Source organism: Delftia sp. WSY_7, from assembly GCF_043104845.1.
GTDB classification, from domain to species: domain Bacteria; phylum Pseudomonadota; class Gammaproteobacteria; order Burkholderiales; family Burkholderiaceae_C; genus Comamonas; species Comamonas tsuruhatensis.
Genome location: NZ_JBICLB010000025.1, coordinates 36,449 through 59,726, shown reverse-complemented (window position 1 = coordinate 59,726; position 23,278 = coordinate 36,449). Strand labels below are relative to the sequence as shown.

The window sequence follows — 23,278 nt, the reverse complement described above, 5'->3', positions numbered from 1 at the left end:
GGAAGGTTTCGCCCAAGGCAACCAGCAGCAGCATGCAGACCCGATGCAGACGGGCGGGACATATCACCCTGAACACATTCAGGGAAACCCGCGATTATCACAGCGTTGCCCACTTGATGCAATGCCCTTCGAACCCGAAGGATGCCTGCCCATTTTGCGACAGGGCAGAGGACAAGCTCCTGATATTTTGTGGATAACTTCCGCAAAAGCTACAATGGCAGCCTCGCAACAGTTCCTCCTATCCACAACTAGACTTCGACAATGACAGAGGAACCTACGAACGATGCAGGCCAGGGCCTGTGGCAAGTCTGCGTTGAGCAACTGGGGCAGGAAATGCCTGAGCAGCAGTTCAACACCTGGATCAAGCCCCTGACCGCGCACGTCGCCGAAGACTTCTCCAAAGTCACCGTCTACGTGGCCAACCGCTTCAAGCTCGACTGGATCCGCGCCCAATATGCAGGCCGCATCTCGGCCATGCTGGAGTCGCTCTATGGCCAGCCGGTGACACTTGAGTTAGCGCTCGCTCAACGGGAAAGCGTTGTGCGTACTTATGTTCGCCCATCTTCCAGCGAGCGCTCGGCCCCACCGGAAACCATTGTCACCTCGGTGCCCACGGTCACTGGCGAAGACGCGGCAGCGCCGGTCTTCCGTACGCGCCTGAACGCCGCGCTGACCTTTGAAACCCTGGTGGAAGGCACGGCCAACCGCATGGCACGCTCGGCCGCCATGCATGTGGCGGGCTCGCCCGGCCACCTGTACAACCCGCTGTTCATCTACGGCGGCGTGGGCCTGGGCAAGACCCACCTGGTGCATGCCGTGGGCAACAAGCTGCTGGCCGACAAGCCCGACGCGAAAGTTCTCTACATCCACGCCGAGCAGTTCGTCTCGGATGTGGTCAAGGCCTACCAGCGCCGCACTTTTGACGAATTCAAGGAGCGCTACCACTCGCTGGATCTGCTGCTGATCGACGATGTGCAGTTCTTCGCCAACAAGGACCGCACGCAGGAGGAGTTCTTCAACGCCTTCGAGGCCCTGCTGGCCAAGAAGAGCCACATCGTGATGACCTCGGACACCTATCCCAAGGGTCTGGCCAACATCCACGAGCGGCTGGTCTCGCGCTTCGACTCCGGGCTGACGGTGGCCATCGAGCCGCCCGAGCTGGAGATGCGCGTGGCCATCCTGATCAACAAGGCCCGCGCCGAGAACGCCGAGATGCCCGAGGAAGTCGCCTTCTTCGTGGCCAAGAACGTGCGCTCCAACGTGCGCGAGCTCGAAGGCGCGCTGCGCAAGATCCTGGCCTATTCGCGCTTCAACCAGAAGGAAGTCTCCATCCAGCTGGCCCGCGAGGCCCTGCGTGATCTGCTGTCCATCCAGAACCGCCAGATCAGCGTGGAAAACATCCAGAAGACGGTGGCCGACTACTACAAGATCAAGGTGGCCGACATGTACAGCAAGAAGCGCCCGGCCAGCATTGCCCGGCCGCGCCAGATTGCCATGTACCTGGCCAAGGAATTGACCCAGAAGAGCCTGCCCGAGATCGGCGAGCTGTTCGGCGGACGCGACCACACCACCGTACTGCACGCGGTGCGCAAGATCGCCGGCGAACGCCAGCAGCTGACCGAGCTGAACCAGCAGCTGCACGTGCTGGAGCAAACTCTCAAAGGTTGATGAAAACTCCCCCGTTCAGGCCCTGCGTACGCGGCAAAATGGGGGATTCGAGCGGCAAGAGGGGGCTCATTTGTGAGCCGCCGCTCCCACCGAGACCCGCATCCTTAAATCAGAGGTTGACATGATCGTCCTGAAAGCCACACAAGACAAAGTTCTCGCGGTCCTGCAATCGGTGTCCGGCATCGTCGAACGCCGCCACACGCTGCCCATCCTGGCCAACGTGCTGATCAAGAAGACCGGCAACGCATTGCAGCTGACCACCAGCGACCTGGAAATCCAGATCCGCACCACCGCCGAACTCGGCGGCGACACCGGCGACTTCACCACCACCGTGGGCGCGCGCAAGCTGATCGACATCCTCAAGACCATGCCCGGCGACCAGACCGTGAGCCTGGAGACCCAGCAGGCCAAGATGGTGCTCAAGGGCGGCAAGAGCCGCTTCACGCTGCAGACCCTGCCGGCCGAGGATTTCCCGCTGGTGCAGGAGGCTGCGGCCTTCGGCCCGTCGTTCAGCGTGCCGCAGAAGGTGCTCAAGGACCTGCTGGGCCAGGTCTCCTTCGCCATGGCCGTGCAGGACATCCGCTACTACCTCAACGGCATCCTGTTCGTGGCCGAGGGCAAGCAGCTGTCCCTGGTGGCCACCGACGGCCACCGCCTGGCCTTTGCAAGCAGCCAGCTGGACGTGGAAGTGCCCAAGCAGGAAGTGATCCTGCCGCGCAAGACCGTGCTGGAGCTGCAGCGCCTGCTGTCGGATGCCGGCGGCGAGAACCAGCCCCACATCGAGATGCAGTTCGCCAACAACCAGGCCAAGTTCACCTTTGGCGGCATGGAGTTCGTGACCAAGCTGGTCGAGGGCAAGTTCCCCGACTACAACCGCGTCATCCCGCGCAACCACACCAACAGCGTGACCCTGGGCCGCGCCCCGCTGCTGGCCAGCCTGCAGCGCACGGCCATCATGACCAGCGACAAGTTCAAGGGCGTGCGCCTGACGGTGGAACCCGGCACCTTGCGCGTGGCCTCCAACAACGCCGAGCAGGAAGAGGCCATGGACGAGCTGGACATCGACTACGGTGGCGACACCATCGAGATCGGCTTCAACGTTACCTACCTGATCGACGCCCTGTCCAACATGGGCCAGGACATGATCAGGATCGACCTGCAGGACGGCAACAGCTCGGCGCTGCTGACCATCCCCGAGAACGACAGCTTCAAGTACGTCGTGATGCCGATGCGCATCTGAGCGCGCGCCACACCTACCCGATGCCTGACACATTGCGCAGCCCCTGCACCCGCCGCCCGGTGGCACAAGCCGGTGCAAGGCGCGCAACCACCCTATCCGACTCGTAGCCCGCAGCGCGCGTCCCTACGCACCGCGCCAGCGGCCGAATCGAACATTTTCAAGCGAAGCGACAGCTTCCGACGGAACTACCCCAGGGCCTTCCATGACCGACGAGAACAAGCCAGAAAACCAGACCATTGCCCCCGAAGGCTCAGACTCCAGCGGCTATGGCGAAGGCGCGATCCAGATCCTCGAAGGCCTGGAGGCCGTGCGCAAGCGCCCCGGCATGTACATCGGCGACACCTCCGATGGCACGGGCCTGCACCACCTGGTCTTCGAAGTGGTGGACAACTCCATCGACGAAGCCCTGGCCGGCTACTGCGACGACATCCTGGTCACCATCCATGCCGATGGCTCCCTGTCCGTCATCGACAACGGCCGTGGCATCCCCACGCGCGTGAAGATGGACGACAAGCACGAGCCCAAGCGCTCGGCGGCCGAAATCGCCCTCACCGAACTGCACGCGGGCGGCAAGTTCAACCAGAACAGCTACAAGGTCTCGGGCGGCCTGCACGGCGTGGGCGTGTCCTGCGTGAACGCACTGTCCATCTGGCTCAAGCTCAGCGTGCGCCGCGACGGCGAAGTCTACGAGATCGACTTCTCGCGCGGCCAGGTGCAGAACCGCCCCATCGAGATCGTGGACGGCGTCGAAGTCTCGCCCATGCGCGTGGTCGGCAAGAGCGACAAGCGCGGCACCAAGGTCCACTTCCTGCCCGACACGGAAATCTTCACGCAGAACCATGAGTTCCGCTACGAGATCCTGGCCAAGCGCCTGCGCGAACTGTCCTTCCTGAACAACGGCGTGCGCATCCGCCTCAAGGACGAGCGCGACGGCCGCGAGGACGACTTCTCCGGCGCCGGCGGCGTCATGGGCTTCGTGCAGTTCATCAACGCCAACAAGAAGGTGCTGCACCCCACCGCCTTCCACGCCAACGGCACGCGTCCTGCGGAAAGCTACGGCGGCATCCCCGGCACCGAGATCGGCGTCGAAGTCGCCATGCAGTGGAACGACAGCTATGCCGAGCAGGTGCTGTGCTTCACCAACAACATCCCGCAGCGCGACGGCGGCACCCACCTGACGGGCCTGCGCGCCGCCATGACGCGCGTGATCGGCAAGTACATCGAGCAGAACGAGCTGGCCAAGAAGGCCAAGGTCGAGGTCAGCGGCGACGACATGCGCGAAGGCCTGTGCTGCGTGCTGTCCGTGAAGGTGCCCGAGCCCAAGTTCAGCAGCCAGACCAAGGACAAGCTGGTCTCCAGCGAAGTGCGCGCGCCCGTGGAGGACATCGTCGCCAAGGCGCTGACCGACTACCTGGAGGAAAAGCCCAACGACGCCAAGATCCTGTGCAGCAAGATCGTCGATGCCGCGCGTGCCCGCGAGGCCGCGCGCAAGGCCCGCGAGATGACGCGCCGCAAGGGCGTGCTCGACGGCATGGGCCTGCCCGGCAAGCTGGCCGACTGCCAGGAAAAGGACCCGGCGCTGTGCGAGATCTACATCGTCGAGGGTGACTCCGCCGGCGGCTCCGCCAAGCAAGGTCGCGACCGCAAGTTCCAGGCCATCCTGCCGCTGCGCGGCAAGATCCTGAACGTGGAAAAGGCCCGCTACGAGAAGCTGCTGTCCAGCAACGAAATCGTCACCCTGATCACGGCCCTGGGCACCGGCATCGGCAAGGCCACGGCCGAATCGGGCAAGAGCGGCAGCGACGACTTCGACCCCAACAAGCTGCGCTACCACCGCATCATCATCATGACCGACGCGGACGTGGACGGCGCCCACATCCGCACCCTGCTGCTGACCTTCTTCTACCGCCAGATGCCGGACCTGGTCGAGCGCGGCCACATCTACATCGCCCAGCCGCCGCTGTACAAGGTCAAGAACGGCAAGGAAGAGCTGTACATCAAGGACGGTCCCGCGCTCAACCAGTACCTGCTGCGCATCGCGCTGATGAACGCCAGCGTCAGCACCGGCGGCGCCAACCCGCGCACGCTGGACGGCGAGGAACTGGCCAAGCTGGCCAACATGCACCTGGCTGCCGAGACCGTCATCGACCGCCTGTCCAACTTCATGGATGCCGAGGCCCTGCGCGCCATCGCCGACGGCGTGCAGATCACGCTGGACAGCATCGAGGCGGCACAGGCCTGCGCCCCCATCCTGGAGGCCAAGCTGCGCGAGTTGACCACCACGGGCGTGCCCGCCGAGGTCACGGCCGAAATCGATCCGGTCTCCGAAAAGCCCGTGCTGCGCATCAGCCGCCACCACCACGGCAACATCAAGAGCTCCATCCTCACCCAGGAGTTCGTGCGCAGCCACGACTACGCCGCACTGGCCGACGAAGCCCAGAACTTCAACGGCCTGCTGGGCGAAGGCGCCAAGGTCACGCGCGGCGAAGGCGAGAAGGCCAAGAGCGACAAGGCCACCGACTTCCGCCAGGCCATGCAATGGCTGCTGCACGAGGCCGAACGCACCACGGCCCGCCAGCGCTACAAGGGCCTGGGCGAAATGAACCCCGAGCAGCTGTGGGAGACCACCATGGACCCCACCGTGCGCAGCCTGCTGCAGGTGCAGATCGGCGACGCCATCGAGGCCGACCGCGTGTTCACCATGCTCATGGGCGACGAGGTGGAGCCGCGCCGGGACTTCATCGAGACGAATGCGCTGCGGGCGGGCAATATCGACGTCTGATCCAGCCGAACGGCACACTGCAAAAAGCGCTCTGCAAGGAGCGCTTTTTTCATGGCCGGACCTTGGCCCCCCTGGCCATGTTTACCGCCCGCCAAACTCCTCCCACAGCGCCTGCGTGTGCTCGCCCAGCGCGGGCACGGCGCCCATGGCGGCTTCGGCATCCGACAGCGTGGCCGGGGGCAGCAGGGCCTGGATGCTGCCGGCGGGCGTGGCCACCTCGCGCCAGCGTTGGCGCGCCTGCAGCTGGGGATGGTTCCAGACCGCGTGCATGCCGTTGAGCGGCGCGTTGGCGATGCCGCCTGCATCCAGGCGCTGCATGGCCTGTTCGCGGCTCAGGTAGGCCAGCACGGAGGCGATCACCGCATCGAGTTCCTTGCGGTGCGCCACGCGCTGCAGGTTGGTGGCAAAGCGCGTGTCCTGCGCCAGCGCGGGCTGCTGCAGCACATGGGCGCAGAAGCTGTGCCATTCGCGGTCGTTCTGCAGGCCGAAGATCAGGCTCTGGCCGTCACCGGCCGTGTACTGGCCATAGGGCGCGATGGAAGGATGGGTCAGCCCGCTGCGCGCGGGCGCCGTGCCGCCGTAATGGGCGAAGTTCAGCGGGTAGGACATCCATTCGGCCAGCGCCTCCAGCATGGATACCTCCACGCGCAGGCCCCGGCCGGTGCGGGCGCGCTGCAGCAGGGCAGACAGCATGCCCGAGTAGGCATACATGCCGGCCGCGATGTCGGCGATGGAAATGCCCACGCGCGCGGGCTGGTCGGGCGTGCCCGTGACCGAGATCAGGCCGGCTGCCGCCTGGATCAGCAGGTCGTAGGCCTTTTTGTCGCTGAGCGGGCCGCCTTCGCCATAGCCCGATATATCGCAGACGATGAGACGCGGATATTTCTCATGCAGGCTGTCGAAATCCATGCCCATTCTCTGCATGGCACCCGGGGCCAGGTTCTGGATCAGGATATCGGCGTTTTCCAGTATTTTCCCGACGATATGCTGCCCTTCGGCGGTCTTGATATCCGCAGCCAGGCTTTGCTTTCCCCGATTGGCCCAGACAAAAAAGGATGATTCACCATGGACCTTGTCGTCATAGCCCCGCGCAAAATCCCCATCGGGCAATCGCTCCAGCTTGATGACCCTGGCCCCCAGGTCCGCCAGCTGCCGGCTGGCAAAAGGCCCTGCCACGGCGTGTTCCATGGCCAATACCGTCAAACCATCCAATGGGCGTGTCTGCATTTTCTAGAACGAGGCGAATATTCGATTCGCCGCATTCTAGAAGTGCGACCATCACCCAGCCAGTCGGCATTTTCTAAGCGGAATTCCAAATCTTCTAAGGCAGGGATTCCTGCACGGCGCCTTCCTCGGGCAAAGGCTGGGCCGCCACATAGGCCACGAAATCGCGGGCATAGGCGGGCAGGGTTTCGGGTTCGCGCGTGACCACCTTCTGCTCGCGCTGCGCCCAGGCCTCGTCCAGGCCCACGGCAGCCAGCCTGCGCGCCTGCAGCGCCGGCCGGGCAATGGAGCGCGGCACCAGCGCAATGCCCACGCCTTCCTGCACGCACTGCAGCACGGCCTCGAATGTTGGTGCGTGCACACGTACCCTTGGATTCATGCCCAGCCTGGAAGCCATGCCTTGGAGGTAGAGGAAGTTGCTGGTCTTGCGGCCGATCGAGACCAGGTCGTAGGTCAGCGCGGTTTCCAGCGGCACCCTGCTGCTGGCGGCCAAGGGGTGGCCAGCGGGCACCACGAACACCAGTTCATCGTGGCCATAGGTGATGGCGTGCAGGCCATGCAGATCGATCTGGCCGGCCACCAGGCCCACATCGGCACTGCCGTCGAGCAAGGCGCGCACCGTGTCTTCGCTCAGGCGCTCCTCCAGGTCCACATTGACGTTCGGATAATGGGCCAGATAGCGGCTGAGCACGGGCGCAATTCCCGTCAGCGTGCTGCTGTTGGCAAATACGCGGATATGGCCCGATATTCCGTTGATGTGTCTTTGCATTTCTCCGTGAAGGCGGTCCACGCTGCCGAAAATGGAATCGGCGTATTTCTTGACCGTCATTCCCGCCGGGGTCAGCACCATGCCTTTGGACGTTCTTTCAAACAGCGATGCGCCCATGGCCTGCTCCAGATTCTTGAGCCGGTAGCTGGCCGATGGCGCCGTCAAATGCATTTCAGCCGCGCCTGCGCTGAGGCTTTTGGCCTGGACAATCGCAAGGAAAACCCTGAGATCCGTCAATTCATATCGCATCCGTTGCATGCCCGCCTTGGGCATTTCCTTGGTGTTAGACGGTTTCTAACCGCCCTATCAATGATTCGACTGGCCGCATTGGCAGCGCATTTCTATAGTCGGCGCCAGGAGACAACGGAGAAAATTATGGACTTCAAGACGGCAAGACGCCAAACCCTTCTCACCGCCCTGCTTCTGGCCGCCGGCGCGGCCGCAGCGCAGGACTATCCGGCGCGCCCCATCAAGCTGGTGATTCCCTACGCGGCAGGCGGCCCCACCGACACCTTCGGCCGCGCCATGGCCGATGTCTGGAGCCAGAAGCTGGGCACGCCCGTGGTGATCGAGAACCGCACGGGTGCCGGCACCCTGGTGGGCACGGAGGCGGTTGCCAAGGCAGCCCCTGACGGCTACACCCTGCTGCTGACCACGGTGGCGCATGCCGTCAATCCCTACATCCACGACAAGCTGGGCTACCGCACGGAGGAAGACTTCGCGCCCGTGGGACTGCTCGCCAGGGCGCCGCTGGTGCTGGTGGTGGACAAGCGGCTGCCCGTGCAGAGCCTGCCGGATTTCCTGGCCTATCTGCGGGCGCGGCCCGGCCAGGTCAGCTATGCATCGGCGGGCGTGGGCAGCGCTCCGCACCTGGGCGCGGAGCTGCTGAACCTGATGGCGGGCACCCGGGCCCAGCATGTGCCCTACCGGGGCAGTGCGCCAGCCATACAGGACCTCATCGGCGGGCACCTGGCCTTCATGCTGGACAGCGCGCCCACAGGCCTGGCCCAGGTCAAGGCGGGCACGGTGCGCCTGCTGGCCACCACCATGGCCCAGCGCCTGCCTCAGACGCCCGACACGCCTGCCATTGCCGAGCAGGTGCCCGGCTACGAGGCCTATACCTGGAACGCCGTGTTCGCCCCCGCAGGCACGCCGCCAGCGCTGATTGCCCGCCTGCAGTCCAGCCTGCAGGCCACGGTGGACGATGCCGGGCTGCAGAAAAAGGCCTACGACATGGGCCTGGTGCTGGAAAAGCAGCCGCGCCCCCAGGCGCTGGCCGCCTTCCTCAAGCAGGAGCTGGACAAATGGGGCAAGGTCGCCCGGGCCGCCCACATGAGCGCGAACTGAGGAGAGTCGCCATGCCACGCCACCCATCCCTGTGCGCCCAGCGCTACTTTGACGACTTCGCGCTGGGCGAGGTCTTCGCCCTGCCCTCGCGCACCATGACCGATGCCCTGTTCGCCGCCTTCCAGCTGGCCAGCGGCGACAACCATCCCGTGCACTACGACGTGGAGTACTGCCGCGCGCGCGGCATGCCCCATATGCTGGCCCACGGCTACCAGGTGGCCATACAGACGGCGGCAGGCGCCGGCCTGTTCCCGCACATGGTCGAGGAATCGCTCAAGGGCTTTCTGGAGCAGGGCAGCCGCTTCCTGGCCCCCGTCCATGTGGGCGACACGCTGTACTGCACGCTGACGGTGTCCGAGCTCAAGCCCGGCAACACCACGGGCGTGCTGACCCTGGCCACCGAGGTGCTGAACCAGCGCGACGAGCGGGTGTCCGACGGGTTTCAGAAATACCTGCTGAGGAAGCGGCCGGCCTGAAGGCCAGGGGATGGATGCAGGGGCAGCGTCCCCCAAAGACCCGCCCCGTCGCTTGGCTACGCCGGCGCGGCAACCGCCGCCGGGCTTTCTGGCGAAAAATAGCGGCCCTGCACACGCCCATCCCCCACCATGAGATCCCCCATCAGCATCGTCGACGTCGACCGCCTCGACTCCTGGAGCAAATACAAGTCCGGCATGTGCGACAGCTGTGCGGCCAACTGCTGCACCATGCCGCTGGAGGTGCAGCTGCCCGATCTGGTGCGGCTGGAGCTGGTGGATCCGTTCGAGGTGGACAACGTGGAGCCCAAGCTCATCGCCAAGCGGTTGATGAAGATGCGCTTGATCGACCACTACAACCCCAAGCACAACATCTTCACCATGGCGCGGCGCGCCAGCGGGGACTGCAATTTTCTGGATGCCAAGTCGCGGCGCTGCACGGTCTACGACAAGCGGCCCGAAACCTGTCGCCTGCACCCCAAGAAGGGGCCCAAGCCCGGCTTTTGCGCCTACGGTCACAAGGACCGCTGAAACGGCTTCAGGCCGTGGGCAACCCGGGCAGCCAGATCCTTGCCTGCAGGCCCGGATGCATGTTCTCGAAGCCCAGCTTGCCGCCGTGCAGCTGCACGATGGCCAGCACGCTGGCCAGGCCCAGGCCGTAGCCTTCGCGGTCCGATTCGGCGCGGTAAAAACGGGTGCTCATCTTCTCGCGCGTCTGCGCGTCCACGCCGGGGCCGCGGTCCTGCACGATGATTTCCACGCCCCAGGCGCCGCCGTCCATGCCGTGCTCGTGGGCCACGCCCGCGCGCAGCAGCATGTCGGCGCCGTGGTCGCTGTCGGGCAGTGATCCGTACTTGATGGCGTTGTCCACGAGGTTGGCCACGGCGCTGGCCAGCAGGTCGCCGTCGCCCAGCGCCATGGGCGTGCCTTCGACCTGCAGCCGCAGCACGCCGCCTGCGTCCTCGACCAGCGGTTCGTAGAACTCCACCACGTCGACCAGCAGGGCGCGCAGGTCCACGGGCGCGAAGTTCTTGCGGCTGGCGCCGCTTTCCACTTCGGCAATCTGCAGCAGCTTGTCGAAGACCACGCCCAGCTCGGCCACTTCCTGGGCCACCAGCGCCAGCGTCTCGTTCTTTTCCTCGGGCGTGGCCTGCTGGGCATTGCGCAGGCGCAGCAGGATGCGCGTCAGCGGCGTGCGCAGGTTGTGGGCGATGGTGTTGGAGACATGGCGTATGCCGTCCATCAGCAGTTCCAGCCGGTCCAGCATGGTGTTGATGTCGCGGTTGAGCAGCGTGAACTCATCGTCGCGGCGCGTGACCGGGATGCGCTGGCGCAGGTCGCCCGTGGCCACGCGCGCCATGGTGCTGCGGATGTCGGCGGCACGCTCTTCCACCACGCGCCGGAAGGCCCCGGCGCCCAGCACGGCCATGCCCAGGGCCACCAGGCCGGCCAGCAGGCTGGCGCGGCCGAACAGCTCCTCCACATCGCTTTGCACCTGCATGTCGCTGCCCACGGCCAGCAGCTTGCCGTCGGACAGCTGGGCCACGGCCACGCGGCCCGCGATGATGCGGCCATTGCGCCGCACCTTGAGATCGCGCACGCCCATCTCCGTCAGGCGGCGTGCGGGCACCACGTCGGCGTTGCCGATGATGGGATTGCCGTCGCCATCCATGAGGATGAGGATTTCGGTATCGGTGTTGACGCCGTCCAGCAGGGTCTGCTGGATCTCGGCCTCCAGCGCGGGCTCGCCGTACTTGTCGCGGTGCTCGACCAGGCGGCGCATGTGGTTCTCGGCCTGCCGGTCCATGCGCATGCGCAGCACGCCCACGGTCTGCACGTAGAACACCGACAGCACGATGGACATGGTCAGCACCAGCAGCACGCCGTAGGTCAGCGCCAGCCGGAAGGCCGTGGAGCTCCAGGGCTTGGCCAGCGACATGGGATCAGGCCACCTGCGGCAGGTCCTGCGGCCGGTCCGACAGGCTGTAGCCCACGCCGCGCACGGTGTGGATCAGCGCAGGCTCGAAGCCCTTGTCCACCTTGCCGCGCAGGCGGCTGATGTGCACGTCGATGACATTGGTCTGCGGGTCGAACCGGTAGTCCCACACCGACTCCAGCAGCATGGTGCGCGTGACGATCTGGTGCGCGTGCTGCATCAGAAAGGCCAGCAGGCGGAACTCGCGCGGCTGCAGCGCCAGCGGCTGGCCCGCGCGCTCGGCGCTGCGCGTGAGCAGATTCAGCCGCAGGTCGGCCAGGCACATCTCGCGCGCGGGGGCCGGGATCTGGGCGCGGCGCACCAGGGCCTCCAGGCGTGCCGAGAGTTCGGAGAAGGCAAAGGGCTTGGTCAGGTAGTCGTCGCAGCCGGCCTTGAGGCCGCGCACGCGCTCGTCCGTGGCCGACAGGGCGCTGAGCACCAGCACCGGCGTCTGCTTGCCCATGGAGCGCAGCGTCTGCAGGATCTGCAGGCCGTCGAAGCCGTTGGGCAGCATGCGGTCGAGGATGATCACATCCCAGCTCTCGCCCACGGCCATGGCGATGCCCTGCACACCATCGCTGCACACCGCCACCTGCGCGCCCTGCTGGCGCAGGCCTTCGGCGATGTAGCGCGCGTTCAGCGCGTCGTCTTCGATGATGAGATAGCGGTACATGCGGGCGGCAGGGCCTGACTCGAAACTGAGGCAGACACTATACGGCGCGCCAGACTCCGCCGAGATCGGTGGGGGTGCCGGCATGTTGACCACCTCTTTCCAGCTAGGGGCAGGGCCGCGCGGCATCCCAGAGCACCGCGCCGCATGAAACCGTCAGGGCGCAGCCCACATCGGCAGATCGCCGCTGGCCACGCGCACCTGCCACTCGGCCAGCATCATTTCCTTGACCAGGTCCAGGTGCTCCAGGCGGTGCTCGTTGATCGATCCCAGCGAATCGATCAGCTCCAGGATGGAGCCCTGGCCCAGCTTGTAGGCGTCCTGGGCCATCTGGTTGAGCGGCGCGATCTGGGCCAGGCCCTGCTTTTCGTAGGCGCGCACGGCATCGCGGCGCAGCTTCAGCTGCCTGATGGCGCGCTGCAGCTCGGTACGCGCCTCGATCAGCGCGGCGTCGTATCGCAGCTGGGCCTGCTCGGCCTCCACCTGGGCACGCGCGATGGGGCCTTCGCGGCGATCGAACAGCGGCAGCTCCACCGACACGCCGATCTGGTTGTAGTTGCCGTCCAGCCGGTTGCGCACCCGCGCCACGCTGATGCTGGGCGTGGGCAGGGCTTCGCGGCGTTCCAGCTCGACCTTGTGGCGCAGCTGGTCCAGCTCGGCCTGGGCGGCCACCAGGGCCGGCAGGCGCAGGCGCGCGGCCTCCCAAAGTTCCTGCTCGTGCAACAGCTGGGCCACGGGAACGGCCTGCAGGCTGCCCGTGGCGCGCGGTGCCCACTGGGGCAGGGCGGCCAGGGCGGCGGCGTGCGAGGCGGCATCCTGCCAGTCCGACTGGGCCTGGCTGACCTGCATGGCCATCTGGGCCTGCTGCAGGCTCAGGCGCGCGCCGTCATAGCGGCTGCGCGCACCGGCCTCGATCTGTCCGCGCACGATATTGCCCGCGCTGTTCAGGGCCTCCTGCGCCTCTTGCCAGACCTTCAGGCGCTGCTGCGTCATCAGCAGATCAATGAAGGCCGTGGCTGCATCGTTGAGCGTGGTGGCCACGGCCACCTCGACATTGGCGCGCGCCGCCGTCTCGCCCTTGCGCGCGTTCTCCATGCGCAGGCGCCGCTGGCCGAAAATGGGCAGCGGCTGCTCTATGCCCCACTGCTTCTCGCCCGGCTTGCTGCTGTACGACGCCGAAGGATTGGGAAACGCCGCCGCCGTGCGGCTGTCCGCCTGCGCAATCCCGATCTGCAGCCGCTGCGCCGCCAGCTGGGGCTGGTTGCGCACCACCATCTGCAGATACTCCTGCATCCCCACCGGCTGCTGCGGCGCAGCCGCCGGAGCCACCTCGGAAGCAGGCGCCGCAGTGATGGCCGGCACAGCCGCCCCGCCCGGTACAGCGGGTACAGCGGGTACAGCCTGCTGCGCAAGCGCAGAACCCGCCCCGCAGCACAGCGCCACAGCCACAAACAGGGCCCGATAAGGTGAACGACCCACAAAACCGGCACGGCCCAAATCAGAGACGCCAAGCAAGAGCCGCCTCGCGGCGATGGCGTCGTCCCCCTCCCGCGAAGCGAGAGAGGGGGAAGCGGCGCAGCCGCTCAGGGGGTGCTTACTCTTTTTCATCGAGTTCTTCCTGCGTCAACATGTTCTTGGGGCCCAGCAGCGCATAGAGCACGGGCAGCAGCACCAGGGCCACCAGGGGCAGCACCACCATGCCGCCCACGATCACGGAGGCGAAGGGCTTTTGCGTCTCGCTGCCCACGCCCGTGGACAGCGCCATGGGCAGCAGGCCCAGCAGCGCCAGCAGCGCCACGAGCACGATGGAGCGCATGCGCTCGGCAGCGCCCTCGACCAGGGCCTGCATCATGGGCATGCCCTGCCGTCGCAGCTCCTCCACGGCCGAGATCACCAGCAGCCCGGCCAGCGCCACCTGCCCCAGCAAGGCAATGAAGCCGATGGCCGCGCTGATGGACAGCTCGATGCCCGCCAAGTGCAGGGCCGCGATGCCGCCCACCATGGTGAAGGGCGCGCACAGCAAGATGATGCCGGCGCTGCGCGCCTGGCCCAGCGCGCCGAACAGCAGGGCGTAGACGATGATCAGCGACAGCGGCACCACGATCTTCAGGCGCGCGGCCGCGCGCTGCTGGTTCTCCCACTCGCCGCCCCAGACGGCCTGGTAGCCCTCGGGGATCTTCACGTTCTTCTTGAACGTGGCCAGCGTGTCCTTGACCACGGAGCCGATGTCGCGGCCTTCCACGTTGAACTTGAGCGCCATGTAGCGCGCATTGCCTTCGCGGAAGATGGAGGAGTTGCCGATCTTGATGGCCACCTGGCCCACCGAGTGCAGCGGCACCGAGCCGCCCGCAGCGCCATTGGGCAGGGGGATGGCGATGTTGCGGATGCGTTCCTCGTCCATGCGGTCCACGTAGGGCAGGCGCACGCGCACGGGCACGGGGTACTCGCCTTCCCACAGCGTGGTGGAGATGTTGCCGGCCAGCGCGGCCTCCAGCGTCTTTTGCGCGGTCTCCATGGCAATGCCCTGGCGCGCCAGCGCCTGGCGGTCGAACTCCACGTGCACCTGGGGCGCAGGCGCATCGCGGTACAGGCCCAGGTCGACCACGCCGTCGATGTCCTTCACCAGGTCCACGGTCTGCTGCAGGATGGAGCGCAGCTGCGGAATGTCGGGGCCGAAGACCTTGAGCACCACCTGGCCGCGCGCGCCGGACGTCGATTCCTCCACGCTGTCGCGGATGGGCTGGGCGAAGTTGAACGACACGCCCGGAATCTCGCTGAGCGTGGCGCGCATCTGCTCGATGAGCTGGGGCTTGGTCAGGCCCTTGCGCCATTCGCCGTGGCCCTTCAGGCGCACCAGCACCTTGGCCAGGTTCAGCGTCTCGTTGTCGGTGCCGGACTCGGGACGGCCCTGCTCGGTGGTGACGGTGATGACCTCGGGGAAGGTCTTCAGGCGCAGGCGCACGTCGCGCAGCACTTCCTGGCCCTTTTCCAGCGAGATCGATGCCGGCATCTGCACCAGCACGTAGGCGTCGCCTTCATCGAGCTCGGGCAGGAATTCCGTGCCCAGCCAGGCGGCCGACAGGCCGGCCGCCACCAGGATGGCCAGCGAGGCGACCACCACCATGACACGGCGCCGCCCGGCGCCCAGCAGGCTGCCGATCCAGTGCTGGTAGCCGTGGTGCGCGCGGTCGAAGATCTTGGGCTCTTCCACCATCACGTGCTGGGGCTTGAGGAACAGCGCGCACAGCGCCGGCACCAGGCCCATGGCGAAGACCAGGGCACCCAGCAGCGCGAAGCTGTAGGTCATGGCCAGCGGACGGAAGATGCGGCCCTCGATGCTTTCCAGCGAGAACACGGGGATCAGCGCCGCGATCACGATGGCCATGGCGAACAGCGTGGGCTTGGCCACGGCCACGGCCGAGTCGATGATGATGTGGCGCATGTCCGCCTGCGTCTGCGGCTTGCGCAGGCGGGCGTTGCGGATGATGTTCTCGGCCAGCACCACGGCGCCGTCCACCATGATGCCGAAGTCGATGGCGCCCATGGAGATCAGGTTGGCCGGCATGCCCAGCAGGTGCAGGCCGATGAAGGCCACCAGCAGCGACAGCGGGATCACCGTGGCCACGATCAGCGAGCCGCGCAGGCTGCGCAGGAACAGCCACAGCACGCCCACGATCAGCGTGGCGCCGAACAGCAGGTTGTGCTGCACCGTGCCCAGCGTGTGGCCGACCAGGTCGGAGCGGTCGTAGTTGGTCTCCATGTGCATGCCCTCGGGCAGGCCGCCGTCATTGAGCGCGGCCACCTTGGCATGGATCTGGTCCAGCACCACCGAGGGGTTCTCGCCGCGCTTGAGCAGCACGATGCCCTGGACCACGTCGTCGGCATCGTCCATGCCCACCGAGCCCTGGCGCGGCGTGTGCGACTGCACCACGCGCGCCACGTCGCCAATGGTCACGGGCGCGCTGCCGCGCATGGCCACGACCACGCCCTGGATCTCCTGCGGCGTGCGCAGCAGGCCGATGCCGCGGATGATCAGCGACTGCTCGCCGCGGCGCATCAGGCCGCCGCCCACGTTGCGGTTGGACTTGGACAGGGCATCGCTCACGTCTTCCAGCGACAGGCCCAGCGCATACAGCTTCTCGGGATCGACCTCGACGTGGTACTCCTTGACGAAGCCGCCGATGCTGACCACGTCCGCTACGCCCTGCACCTGCTTGAGCACGCGCACCACGCGCCATTCCTGCTCGGTGCGCAGCTGCGCCAGCGTGTGGCGGTCGCTCTTCAGGCGGTAGTAGAAGATCTTGCCCAGCGGCGTGTAGTCGGGCGCCATCTCGGGCGTGACGCCGTCGGGCAGATTGGCCTGGGGCAGGCGCTGCGACACCTCGGCGCGCGCATGGAAGCTGTCGGCCTCGTCATTGAAGACGAGGTTGATCATGGCCAGGCCGAAGTAGCTCTCCGAGCGCAGCGACACCAGGCCCGGCGTGCCGTTGAGCTCGCGCTCCAGCGGCTGGGTGATCTGGCGCTCCACCTCTTCGGGGGCCAGGCCCGGCGCCTGGGCAATCACGCCCACCTGCACATTGGTCACATCGGGATAGGCCTCGATGGCCGTGTGCAGGTACGAATACACGCCATAGATGGCGATGATCAGGGTGGCGCACAGGGCGACGAGCCGCCGGTGCACCACAAACGCTATCAGGGAACGCAGCATTGATGGGACTCCTTGCCGCGATCAGAGCAGCTGGCTGGCTGCGCCGTCGAGCAGCAGGCCACCGCGCACGACGATCTTCTCACCCGACTTCAGGCCCGACACCACGGGCACCATGCCGCGCGAGGGCCGGCCCAGCACCACGGTGCGGGCCTCGAACTGCAGCTCGCCGGTCTGCACGAAGACGATGCTGCGGCTTTCATCCTTGATGAGCACGGCCGTCACGGGGATCAGCATCTCGTGCTCGTTGGAGACCTGCAGGCCCACGCGCGCCTGCATGCCGGAACGCAGCACGGGGTTTTGCGCATCGAGCTGCACGATGACGGAGGCGCGGCGCGATTCCTTGTCCAGCGTGGCGCCCAGGTGGCGCACCGTGCCGGTCAGGGGCTTGGGCAGCTGCGGCACATCGACCTGCACGGCACTGCCCAGGCGGATGCCGGGCAGATCGCTTTCGAAGACATCGGCCACCACGTTCATGGCGGCGGGATCGCCGATCAGGAACAGCTCGCCGCTGGGCTCGACCGAGGCGCCGACCACGGCCTTGCGCTCGGCCACCACGCCGGCGCGCGGCGCACGCAGCACCAGCCGGTCGCCGCCGCCTTGCCCCAGCAGCGCCGACGTGCCCTGGGCACGCGCCAGCTCCTGGGCCGACTCGCGCAGCTTGGCCTGGGCCGCGCGCAGATCCACCTCCACGCCCACGCCCTTGTCCACCATGGTCTGCTGGCGCCGCACTTCCACGGTGGCCACGTCATGCGCGCTGCGGGCAGCTTCCACCTCGTAGCGCACGCGCAGCGCCTCGGGGCTGACCAGGGTGGCCAGCTCGTCGCCGGCCTTGACGATGTCGCCCACGTGGGCACGCACGGACACCACGCGCGCGGCCAGCGGCACCGAGACGGTGGCCACGCGGTCCTCGGCAAAGGTCACGCGCGCCGGCGCCCAGGCCATCTGCGTGCCCTGCGGATCGGCCACCGCGGCGATGTCCAGCATCTTCAGCGACTCGGGCTTGACCCGCACCACGCCGGCGGGCGCGGGTGCCTGCGCGGCAGGCTCGTTCTGTGCCGATGCCTTGGATGCATCGCAGCCCGCCACAAGGCAGGCCACGGCGATGACGGCGCATGCCGAGGCCGCCGGAAACCGGGCTGCCGTGGGCAGGCCCGCAAGTGTCTTGATCATTCTTGCCCCTTCAATCCATGCCTGGAGCGCAGGGACTGCAGCGAGCCGACCCTTGTCTCCTGAGATGAAACAGATGCTAGAAAACGCATCTTCCGGCGTGCGTGAAGCCTTCATTACCGTTTGGTAAGGCACTCGCATGCCCTGGGCTCGCCCCCGGGACCTGTCCCCGGCGGGGATGGTCTGTGCCTTTGGCGGACTTTTGCGAGATCCGGCGCGGTCCGCGGCGCACAGCCTGCGCGGCCCCGGACCTGCCGCCTGGCGTGGGACCCTGGCCAGGCCGCAGCGGCGGCAGACCTGTGGATATCCCGGGGAAAAATGCACCCTGCAAAGCCAGAGATCTGCACAGGCCCTGTTTTCCACAGTGGTGACAACTTCCATCACCTTCTGCAAATTGCAGCAAACCTGAATCCGCGAAAAATTCGTTGCAAATCAACGATGAATCGCGACAATCACTCCATCAATCCACAGGCATGCCAACAGCATGCACACAAGATTGACCACAGGCCGCACACCCTGGCAGCTGTGGGCAAGACTGTGGATGCAGCCACGCGCACAGCCATCAACGGCCATGGGAACAATCCAGGAACAGCCGGTGGACAGATGTCCATCCCGGCCACCGATACCCACCTGTACGCACATGCGATTGGCGGGTGCAGTGATCCATATGACGTGCAGCTTGTAGGCTGTACGGCATACGAAAAACGCGCTTTGTGCGCTGTATTCCATAAGATTTCGCATCTTATTTAATACATATCACTGTACGAATTCTTATAAACAGACGGACCAAAGTGATCCATCTGGTCGAAATACGCCGAAATGCATGAAAAAAAATGGGCTGACCAAGCCCTGAAATCCTTCGATGACGTGGTCGGAGCCATCCCGGGGTTCCGAAATCGTGAGGGGCAGCGAAAAATGGCAGCCCAGGTCGCGCAGACCTTGAGCCAGGCCCAGCTGGGAAAAATCGATGAGGGCGCGCCGGAGCCCACCCGGTCCATTGCCGTGGTGCAGGCCGGAACGGGGGTGGGCAAATCGCTGGCGTACAGCATTCCCGCCATTTCGATGGCGCTGGCGCGCGGCACCCGGGTGCTGATTTCCACGGCCACCGTGGCGCTGCAGGAACAGCTGGTGAACAAGGATCTGCCCGCGCTGGCCCAGCAGCTGGAGCAGCCTTTCAAGTTCGCGCTGGCCAAGGGCCGGGGCCGCTTTGTCTGCAAACTGAAGCTGGAGCGGCTGGCCAGCACTGGCGAGGCCCAGGACGAGGATCTGGACGATCTGTTCGCCGAGGAAAAGGCCCAGGCCCAAAGCCGCGTGGCACGCCCGGCCCTGGAGCTGGAGGCGCGCATGCAGTTCTACAAAAGCATGGCCAACGCGCTGGCCAGCCAGGCCTGGGACGGCGACCGCGACTCGCTGGAAACCCCGCCCGAGACCGAGGCCTGGAGCCCCGTGGCGGCCGAATCCTCGTCCTGCACGGGCAAGCACTGCCCGGCCTTCAGCAACTGCGTCTACTACGAGCGCCGCAAGGACCTGGTGGCCGCCCAGGTCATCGTGGCCAACCACGATCTGCTGCTGTCCTCCCTGGGCGCGCGGCTGCTGCCCGAGCTGGACAACTGCCTTCTGGTGCTGGACGAAGCCCACCATCTGCCCGCCACGGCGCTGGGCCAGTTCGCCGGCGAGATGGACCTGAGCCGCCTGGGCTGGATAGACAAGCTGACCAGCCGCGCCCTGCGCGTGAATACCTTGGTCGAAGTGGAGGAACTGGCCGACCTGCCCAGCCATGCAAGCCAGCTGCGCCAGCAGCTGCAGGAACTGGCGCGCCTGGTGATGGAGCTGTACGGCGATACGCTCAAGTCACAAAAGGACAGCTGGGGGCCGGCCCGGGTGCGCGTGCCGCGCGGCATGCTGCCCGAGCCCCTGCTGGAGCCGCTGGGCAGGGCGGCCCACCATGCCAACAGCTTTCTGGACGCGCTGCGCGCCATCTCCAAGGCGCTGCGCGCCGCCATCAAGGACAATCCAGAGGAAGCACGCAGGCTGTCTACAGCTTATGCACAGGTTGGCGCACTGGCACCCCGCCTGGAATCCGTCTATGACACGGCCCAGTTGCTGATGCAGCAGCCGGCGCAGGATGACGACAGTAGCCGCGTGCCCAATGCCAAATGGTTCACGTTGGAGACAGATGGCGAGTACATCGTGGTCAAGGCCCATGCCAGCCCCATCCTGCCCGGCGCCACGCTGCGCCATCACCTGTGGTCCCAGGTGCGCGGCGCGGTGCTCACGTCGGCCACCTTGACCAGCTGTGGACAATTCGACTTCTTCCTGCGCGAGGCCGGCCTGCACGACGATGCGGCCGTGACCACGCTGGAAGTGCCCAGCCCCTTCGACTACGCGCGACAGGGCACGCTGGTGGCGCGCGAAACCGTGGCCGATCCGAAGGAAGCCGCCCGCTTCACCCAGGAGATGGTGGACGCGCTGCTGGGCGACCTGTCCCGTGTGCAGGCCGGCGCCCTGGTGCTGTTCACCTCGCGCGAGCAGATGCGCCTGGCGGTGGATGCGCTGTCCACGGCCATGCGCTCGCAGGTGCTGGTGCAGACGGCCATGCCCCGCGCCCTGCTGCTGGCACGCCACCGCGATGCCGTGGAGATGGGCGAGCCCTCCATCATCTTCGGCATGCAGTCCTTCGGGGAGGGACTGGACCTGCCCGGCGCACTGTGCGAGTCCCTGTTCATCACCAAGCTGCCCTTTGCCCCGCCCGACGACCCCGTGGGCGAGGCCCGCGCCGAATGGCTGCGCAGCAGCGGCCGCAACCCCTTCAACGAACTCGTGGTGCCGGCCACGGCGATACGGCTGGCCCAGTGGGTGGGCCGCGCCATCCGCACCGAGGAAGACCAGGCCCATGTCTACTGCTATGACCGGCGCCTGGTGAACACCAGCTATGGCCAGCAGCTGCTCAAGGGCCTGCCGCCCTTTGCCCTGCAGCGCCGCCCGGCACGCTGAGACGAAAGCTGTGGAAAGAACGGGGAAACCAGCCCCTCTCCGTTTCCTCCACCTTCCCCCATCCACACAAGCCCTTGATTTCAGGCAATTTTCCTGAAAACCGTCCTCCCGATTGCCCACAGGCCATTTGCACACAGCCTGTGGGCAACTTCACTCCACGGGATCCGTTCATGCATGCGGCGCCCGGCAACAGGTGCAAAGGACCTGCGCGACCTCGCAGGCCACACCTGCCGACCACCCCCGGAGATCACGGCCCACAGGCCATCAGGCGGCCCCAGGAAGCGCTTTGGCGCCCCTGCAGGGGTCCTGGCATCTGCCTGGTGTTTGCGCTGTCTGCGGGCCGTTGGAGAGACGGCCTGATTCCCATCCTTTCTCCCTGCAGTGCTGCAGCCATCACTTTTCGTGATTGCCCTTGCCAGTGCTGGATCAACTGCTCCTGATTCGGATGCACAGGCCGCTTGCAGGGCCCAGATCAAGGATTGAATTTTTTTGAATGAACAACGGCGGCCTCTGGCGTGTCCGCATGTGCCCGTGCGAGAGACGCCGTTTCCTCGAAGTTTTCCCTGGTTGTTCACAGCCTGGCGTGAAAAAGGCCGTCGTTCACCTGCATGCCAACCGGGTGACGGGTGACGTCTTGTCTTCATGAGCAAGGCCATCGCCCAGGAGTCTTGCGGATTTTTTGCAGACAGGCGCGCCAATTTCGCTGGAGCGCAGTCCTTCTTTGCACATGCCTGGCTCCAGCCAAGCTCACGCGTCTGTTTTTTTTTGGCAAACCTGGCTGCCTTGGCTTCCCGGCGTGACTTCGCCTTTGGTTGTTCTTTGATCTTCTTATAAAGAATAGTCGTAGTAGTAGAGGCATGATATCTCTGTGGATAACTGCCATTACATTAAAAAAAACAAGGATCTAGCGTACTGAAAAACATGTGGTCAACGCCCTGTTCCCGGTGTCTTGCCAACGGGGATAGATTGCATGTCACGGATTTTTCTGTGGATAACTTGAAAGTTGATCATCTTCTATCCACAGTTTTGCATGACAGGCTTTTTTTTTGATGTTTTCTCGTAAGTTATTGATTTAAAAGAAATTTAAGCGTTTATCAGTCAGAAGACAGACCTGTGATGCATGGATGAACACAGGGTCTGACCATGCTGTGATCTGTTGACAAGCAGCTTTTCCTGGGCAAGGGGGCTGCTTTTTTTATCCAGATCGGCGTTCGTGCTGTGAAAAACCGAGCTCGGCTGTTATTCCTATTTCTTCTATTTTTTAATTAGTAGTAGTAGTAAGTGAAGCGCTTAATTGTTGATAACTGATTTTTCACATGAAAAATCAATAAGTTATGAGTATGCAAACCCTGTGGTGGATGCTGCCTTGCAGCTGCACCCGTTTTGGGAACAACTTTCCGCGATGCATCCATCGTGTGGATAAGCATGGATTTACAAGGTTTTTATACCCAGGTTTTTCCACAGGCCTGCAGCGGGCAAAAAAAAGACCACCTCGCGGGTGGTCGGGGCTGGGCTGCAGCGATGGTCAGAAATGGTGGGCGTAGCGCAGCTGCAGGAAGTTTTCGCCGGGGTTGGGCTTCTTGATGCCAGCGTTGGAATGGTGCTCCAGCCTCAGCACCAGTTCATGCTGGCCTTGGTTGCCAAACAGGTAGCCCACGCCGATATGGGTGGCGAAGTTGTAGCGGGTCGGGAATTCCTTCTCGTCCGTGACGTAGCGCCGGTTCAGTGCCCAGCTCAGACCCACGCCGGTTTCTGCAAACCAGGGCGACTGTCCGTTGCTGCCACGCCAGCGCAGCGTGGGATTGATGCCCACCACCCAGGTGCTGCGGTGGCTGCCTTCCAGGGGGGCGGACCATCGCGCGCCCCAGATATCCCAGTAGCCGCTGAGCTGGCCGCCCCACAGCGCATGGCGCCAGTTGCGCCAGGGCACGGTAACGCCCAGGGTCCAGCTGTCGGCGCTGCGCTCGGCCGCGCCATATTGCAGGTACAGGGAAGGGGTGGATTCCGGCGCCAAGGATTGCGCCTGGGTCGCCATCGGCAGGACAGCGCCTGCGCAGGCCAGCATCACGGTCGCTGCCAGGCGTGCTGGCGGATGGATGCGTGCCTTGGCGAGGCTCTGGTAGCTGGATGGCGTCGTTTGAATGATTTTGAGGGCCATGATCTTCTCCGGGGGCGGCACACGTTGCTGTGCCTGTAGCACTCTAGGGAGGCTGGTGAAGACCGGGGCGTCAGCAAAAAAGCCCTTGCACTGTCGGTCGCCC

General features: G+C 65.3%; 15 protein-coding genes. 7 read left to right on the top strand and 8 right to left on the bottom strand.

The annotated features are described in order from the left end of the window. Positions 1 to 261: 261 nt before the first annotated feature. The 3 genes from dnaA to gyrB all read left to right on the top strand — a co-directional run bounded on the left by dnaA (position 262) and on the right by gyrB (position 5,690). Complete coding sequence (gene dnaA / locus ACF8ME_RS11060; protein ID WP_016447259.1) at positions 262 to 1,668, top strand: chromosomal replication initiator protein DnaA; 1,407 nt, start codon at positions 262 to 264, stop codon at positions 1,666 to 1,668. 121 nt (positions 1,669 to 1,789) lie between these two features. Next, a complete protein-coding gene (dnaN, locus tag ACF8ME_RS11055; RefSeq protein ID WP_016447260.1) occupies positions 1,790 to 2,908 on the top strand; it encodes a DNA polymerase III subunit beta in 1,119 nt (372 codons plus the stop codon). Positions 2,909 to 3,110: 202 nt separating this feature from the next. Further along, positions 3,111 to 5,690, top strand: a complete 2,580-nt coding sequence (gene gyrB / locus ACF8ME_RS11050; protein WP_016447261.1) for a DNA topoisomerase (ATP-hydrolyzing) subunit B — start codon at positions 3,111 to 3,113, stop codon at positions 5,688 to 5,690. Positions 5,691 to 5,771: 81 nt separating this feature from the next. Here gyrB and ACF8ME_RS11045 read toward each other — a convergent pair whose 3' ends face one another. Continuing rightward, positions 5,772 to 6,878, bottom strand: a complete 1,107-nt coding sequence (locus ACF8ME_RS11045; RefSeq protein WP_392416406.1) for a CaiB/BaiF CoA transferase family protein — start codon at positions 6,876 to 6,878, stop codon at positions 5,772 to 5,774. Between the two features lie 133 nt (positions 6,879 to 7,011). Then, a complete protein-coding gene (locus ACF8ME_RS11040) occupies positions 7,012 to 7,932 on the bottom strand; it encodes a LysR family transcriptional regulator (protein ID WP_392416444.1) in 921 nt (306 codons plus the stop codon). 126 nt (positions 7,933 to 8,058) lie between these two features. Between ACF8ME_RS11040 and ACF8ME_RS11035 the strand changes: the two genes are divergently transcribed. The 3 genes from ACF8ME_RS11035 (at position 8,059) to ACF8ME_RS11025 (ending at position 10,034) form a co-directional block, all read left to right on the top strand. Next, positions 8,059 to 9,030, top strand: a complete 972-nt coding sequence (locus tag ACF8ME_RS11035) for a tripartite tricarboxylate transporter substrate binding protein (protein ID WP_016454189.1) — start codon at positions 8,059 to 8,061, stop codon at positions 9,028 to 9,030. An 11-nt stretch (positions 9,031 to 9,041) separates the two neighbouring features. After that, a complete protein-coding gene (locus tag ACF8ME_RS11030) occupies positions 9,042 to 9,506 on the top strand; it encodes a MaoC family dehydratase (RefSeq protein WP_392416404.1) in 465 nt (154 codons plus the stop codon). A gap of 129 nt (positions 9,507 to 9,635) precedes the next feature. After that, a complete protein-coding gene (locus ACF8ME_RS11025) occupies positions 9,636 to 10,034 on the top strand; it encodes a YkgJ family cysteine cluster protein (RefSeq protein ID WP_392416402.1) in 399 nt (132 codons plus the stop codon). A gap of 7 nt (positions 10,035 to 10,041) precedes the next feature. On the opposite strand, the gene ACF8ME_RS11020 is transcribed toward ACF8ME_RS11025, so the two are convergent. The 5 genes from ACF8ME_RS11020 to ACF8ME_RS11000 form a co-directional block, all read right to left on the bottom strand. After that, entirely contained in the window at positions 10,042 to 11,442 is a 1,401-nt protein-coding gene (locus ACF8ME_RS11020; RefSeq protein ID WP_046239392.1) for a HAMP domain-containing sensor histidine kinase, read from the bottom strand. A 4-nt stretch (positions 11,443 to 11,446) separates the two neighbouring features. Continuing rightward, the gene (locus tag ACF8ME_RS11015) at positions 11,447 to 12,151 is read right to left on the bottom strand and encodes a response regulator transcription factor (protein ID WP_392416399.1); all 705 of its coding nucleotides are present in this window, start codon (positions 12,149 to 12,151) and stop codon (positions 11,447 to 11,449) included. Between the two features lie 153 nt (positions 12,152 to 12,304). After that, positions 12,305 to 13,441, bottom strand: a complete 1,137-nt coding sequence (locus tag ACF8ME_RS11010) for a TolC family protein (RefSeq protein ID WP_223275166.1) — start codon at positions 13,439 to 13,441, stop codon at positions 12,305 to 12,307. Between the two features lie 301 nt (positions 13,442 to 13,742). Further along, positions 13,743 to 16,856: an efflux RND transporter permease subunit gene (locus ACF8ME_RS11005; protein WP_016447267.1), complete on the bottom strand. Its 3,114-nt coding sequence runs from the start codon at positions 16,854 to 16,856 to the stop codon at positions 13,743 to 13,745. A gap of 21 nt (positions 16,857 to 16,877) precedes the next feature. Beyond that, positions 16,878 to 18,026, bottom strand: a complete 1,149-nt coding sequence (locus ACF8ME_RS11000; protein WP_016454185.1) for an efflux RND transporter periplasmic adaptor subunit — start codon at positions 18,024 to 18,026, stop codon at positions 16,878 to 16,880. Between the two features lie 816 nt (positions 18,027 to 18,842). On the opposite strand from ACF8ME_RS11000, the gene dinG reads away from it, so the two are divergent. Then, positions 18,843 to 21,017 (top strand): ATP-dependent DNA helicase DinG, encoded by a 2,175-nt coding sequence (gene dinG, locus ACF8ME_RS10995; protein WP_392416397.1) that lies wholly within the window; start codon positions 18,843 to 18,845, stop codon positions 21,015 to 21,017. A gap of 1,525 nt (positions 21,018 to 22,542) precedes the next feature. On the opposite strand, the gene ACF8ME_RS10990 is transcribed toward dinG, so the two are convergent. Continuing rightward, positions 22,543 to 23,175, bottom strand: coding sequence for an acyloxyacyl hydrolase (locus ACF8ME_RS10990; RefSeq protein WP_043789536.1), 633 nt, complete (start codon positions 23,173 to 23,175; stop codon positions 22,543 to 22,545). Positions 23,176 to 23,278 lie beyond the last annotated feature (103 nt).

Bases quoted from the DNA above. Each gene is read 5' to 3' on its own strand.
- ACF8ME_RS11030 (WP_392416404.1), top strand. From the start codon at position 9,042: ATGCCACGCCACCCATCCCTGTGCGCCCAGCGCTACTTTGACGACTTC.
- ACF8ME_RS11015 (WP_392416399.1), bottom strand. From the start codon at position 12,151: ATGTACCGCTATCTCATCATCGAAGACGACGCGCTGAACGCGCGCTAC.
- ACF8ME_RS11040 (WP_392416444.1), bottom strand. From the start codon at position 7,932: ATGCGATATGAATTGACGGATCTCAGGGTTTTCCTTGCGATTGTCCAG.
- ACF8ME_RS11045 (WP_392416406.1), bottom strand. From the start codon at position 6,878: ATGGAACACGCCGTGGCAGGGCCTTTTGCCAGCCGGCAGCTGGCGGAC.
- dnaA (WP_016447259.1), top strand. From the start codon at position 262: ATGACAGAGGAACCTACGAACGATGCAGGCCAGGGCCTGTGGCAAGTC.
- ACF8ME_RS11005 (WP_016447267.1), bottom strand. From the start codon at position 16,856: ATGCTGCGTTCCCTGATAGCGTTTGTGGTGCACCGGCGGCTCGTCGCC.
- ACF8ME_RS11010 (WP_223275166.1), bottom strand. From the start codon at position 13,441: ATGCAGGAGTATCTGCAGATGGTGGTGCGCAACCAGCCCCAGCTGGCG.
- dnaN (WP_016447260.1), top strand. From the start codon at position 1,790: ATGATCGTCCTGAAAGCCACACAAGACAAAGTTCTCGCGGTCCTGCAA.
- ACF8ME_RS11000 (WP_016454185.1), bottom strand. From the start codon at position 18,026: ATGATCAAGACACTTGCGGGCCTGCCCACGGCAGCCCGGTTTCCGGCG.
- ACF8ME_RS11035 (WP_016454189.1), top strand. From the start codon at position 8,059: ATGGACTTCAAGACGGCAAGACGCCAAACCCTTCTCACCGCCCTGCTT.
- ACF8ME_RS11020 (WP_046239392.1), bottom strand. From the start codon at position 11,442: ATGTCGCTGGCCAAGCCCTGGAGCTCCACGGCCTTCCGGCTGGCGCTG.
- ACF8ME_RS11025 (WP_392416402.1), top strand. From the start codon at position 9,636: ATGAGATCCCCCATCAGCATCGTCGACGTCGACCGCCTCGACTCCTGG.
- dinG (WP_392416397.1), top strand. From the start codon at position 18,843: ATGCATGAAAAAAAATGGGCTGACCAAGCCCTGAAATCCTTCGATGAC.
- gyrB (WP_016447261.1), top strand. From the start codon at position 3,111: ATGACCGACGAGAACAAGCCAGAAAACCAGACCATTGCCCCCGAAGGC.
- ACF8ME_RS10990 (WP_043789536.1), bottom strand. From the start codon at position 23,175: ATGGCCCTCAAAATCATTCAAACGACGCCATCCAGCTACCAGAGCCTC.